4 protein-coding genes are annotated in these 2076 nt (G+C 64.8%); 3 read left to right on the plus strand and 1 reads right to left on the minus strand.

Translation table 11 applies throughout. The annotated features are described in order from the left end of the window. The 3 genes from ACESL5_RS02505 to ACESL5_RS02515 form a co-directional block, all read left to right on the plus strand. The coding region (locus ACESL5_RS02505; RefSeq protein ID WP_372591206.1) for a DUF2173 family protein at positions 1 to 201 on the plus strand (201 nt) is incomplete at its 5' end. Positions 202 to 254: 53 nt separating this feature from the next. Further along, on the plus strand, positions 255 to 593 hold the full coding sequence (locus ACESL5_RS02510) for a DUF2173 family protein (RefSeq protein ID WP_372591207.1): 339 nt from the start codon (positions 255 to 257) through the stop codon (positions 591 to 593). A 10-nt stretch (positions 594 to 603) separates the two neighbouring features. Continuing rightward, on the plus strand, positions 604 to 942 hold the full coding sequence (locus ACESL5_RS02515) for a DUF2173 family protein (RefSeq protein WP_372591208.1): 339 nt from the start codon (positions 604 to 606) through the stop codon (positions 940 to 942). Between the two features lie 96 nt (positions 943 to 1038). Here ACESL5_RS02515 and ACESL5_RS02520 read toward each other — a convergent pair whose 3' ends face one another. Then, positions 1039 to 1941 (minus strand): Tim44 domain-containing protein, encoded by a 903-nt coding sequence (locus ACESL5_RS02520; protein ID WP_372591209.1) that lies wholly within the window; start codon positions 1939 to 1941, stop codon positions 1039 to 1041. Positions 1942 to 2076 lie beyond the last annotated feature (135 nt).

The following is a 2076-nucleotide window of genomic DNA, read 5'->3' on the forward strand; positions in this document are numbered from 1 at the left end:
CTGTTCTCTCGTGTCTGTCAGCCCGGGGCTGGTGGTTGCGGCTTCGAGCCGACCAAGGGCTGGGTGGTGCACGGCGCGTCGCGCAGCATCTGCGTGATCTCCAACGTCTACTGCGTGCTCGACAACGAGCGGGCCTCGCTGACCAAGGTGCTAGGCCTGATGCGCGAACGCCTGGCCGATGCGCCCGATTCCCTGAGCTGACGCCTGCGGGCGATCCGTCCCATAGGATTCGTCCCATAGAGGAGGAAAAGACCATGTCCGATCTCAAGACACTCAGTTCGATGCCCGGTGCCGTGGCGGCCTTCCAGTTCGATGACCAGGGTCGACTCGAGGACGCGGTGATCACCGACGATGTGGTGATCGATCGGGATACGCTCGATCTGCTCGGCCATCTGTGCGTGGCAAACATGGCCATTGGCGCCATGCAGGCGCGTGGCTGGGAAGGGATGAGCGACGTCAAGGGCTTCTATCCCGTGGAGGGATTCACCTTCGTCGGACTGGACTGGTCGGCGGTTTCCCGTGGACGCCGGGGCGTGGTGCTCCAGAACGATCAGGCCGACTACGACGCTGCCTACAAGGCCCTGGCGGAGTGAGGAGGATGTCATGCTCAAGAAACTGCTCGATATCAAGGGCGTGCAGGCCGTCGCCCATTTTCGCGAGGAGTCCGGTGAGCCGTGGGAGGTACACGGCGAGCTCTCGGACACCGATGCCCGTCGGCTGACCCGCCTTGCGCTGGATTTCAAACGCATGACCCAGGGGCACGCCGATCAGTTGGCGTTGTTTGTCAACGAGCCGGGATGGACACCGGCCAACGGCTGGATCGTCCATGGTGATCAGCGCACGGTGTGCGGGATGTCGAGCATGGTGGCAGTGGTCGATAATGCCGAAGCCAATCTGACCGAGGTGATAAGGGCGCTGGCCCAGGAATCGTTTATTACCTGACCCTCATCGGTCGAATCATCTCGTCTGGACAAAGGAAAACCCCGCGAATCAATGAATCCGCGGGGTTTGTCGTTTGCCGGGCGGCTTTCGCCTCGATCAGGCGTTCTGACGAATCCCGGCGATTAGCCAGTTGGCGTTCTCGTCATCGAGGTTCCGGCTGACCAGCCAGGTCTCGTCCAGCGGTGTCGGCTCGGTGCCGGCCTGTTCGCGTACCTGGCCGGTGAAGCGCACGGAGGCGATGATATCGCGGCCGTCCTCGCCGAGATCCTCCAGCATCGCATCGAGGCCGAGCACTTCGGTGACGTTCTCGGCGTCCCCGATGGCGGCCCGCTCGCGCACCAGTTCACGGAACAGGTCCGGCGTGACGAACTCCCGCACCTCGTCCATGCGGTTGGCGTCCCAGGCAAGTTGCAGATTGGTGAAGTGGGTGCGCGCCGCGCCCAGGAAGCGTTTCTCGTCGAACCACGACGGCGGCTGGTACTGCGCCTGACCGGAGAAGCCCCCGAACTCGTCCATCACCGAGCCGGGCCGCGGGGCGTCGTGGCCGGAGCCGCTTTGCGGAAACAGCGACTCGCGCCGCTGGCCGTTATCGCTCCGCTCACCGCCTTGGCCCGGGATCCCCGCCAGGGCAGGGCGGCGCGCGCCGCCGCGCAGGTGACGGATCAGCAGGAACACGCCCACGCCCAGCAGGACCAGGACCAGCAGGTCCATCGGCTGGAGCCCCTCGAAGGCACCGCCCATGAACAGCCAGGCCAGCAGACCGCCCGCGGCCAGGCCGGCGAGCATGCCGCCCATGCCGGCACCCGGGCTGCGGGCGGCTTTCTGATCCGTGGTTGCCTGACGCTGACTGGTGGTCTGCGAGCTTTTCTGGCCCTGGAAGCCGAAGCTTTTTCCGCCACCAAAGCGCTTGGCCTCGGCGGTGCCCATGGACATGACGGCCACCAGAGCGGTGACCAAAAGGGCGATCAATGTGCGAGCGAGGTTCGGACGGATCGTCATGGGGACTCCATCGGTCAGGAAATACGAGTTGATCTGGGTCGAACAGGCGGATGTGGCGTGCAGCCCGTCGATGCGGTTCGGAATGCTAGCACGTCTGCAGGAAGTCGGCCGCGGACCTTGTGCCTTGGCCCGGTT

It is taken from the genome of Guyparkeria sp. (assembly GCF_041687595.1).
GTDB lineage: Bacteria > Pseudomonadota > Gammaproteobacteria > Halothiobacillales > Halothiobacillaceae > Guyparkeria.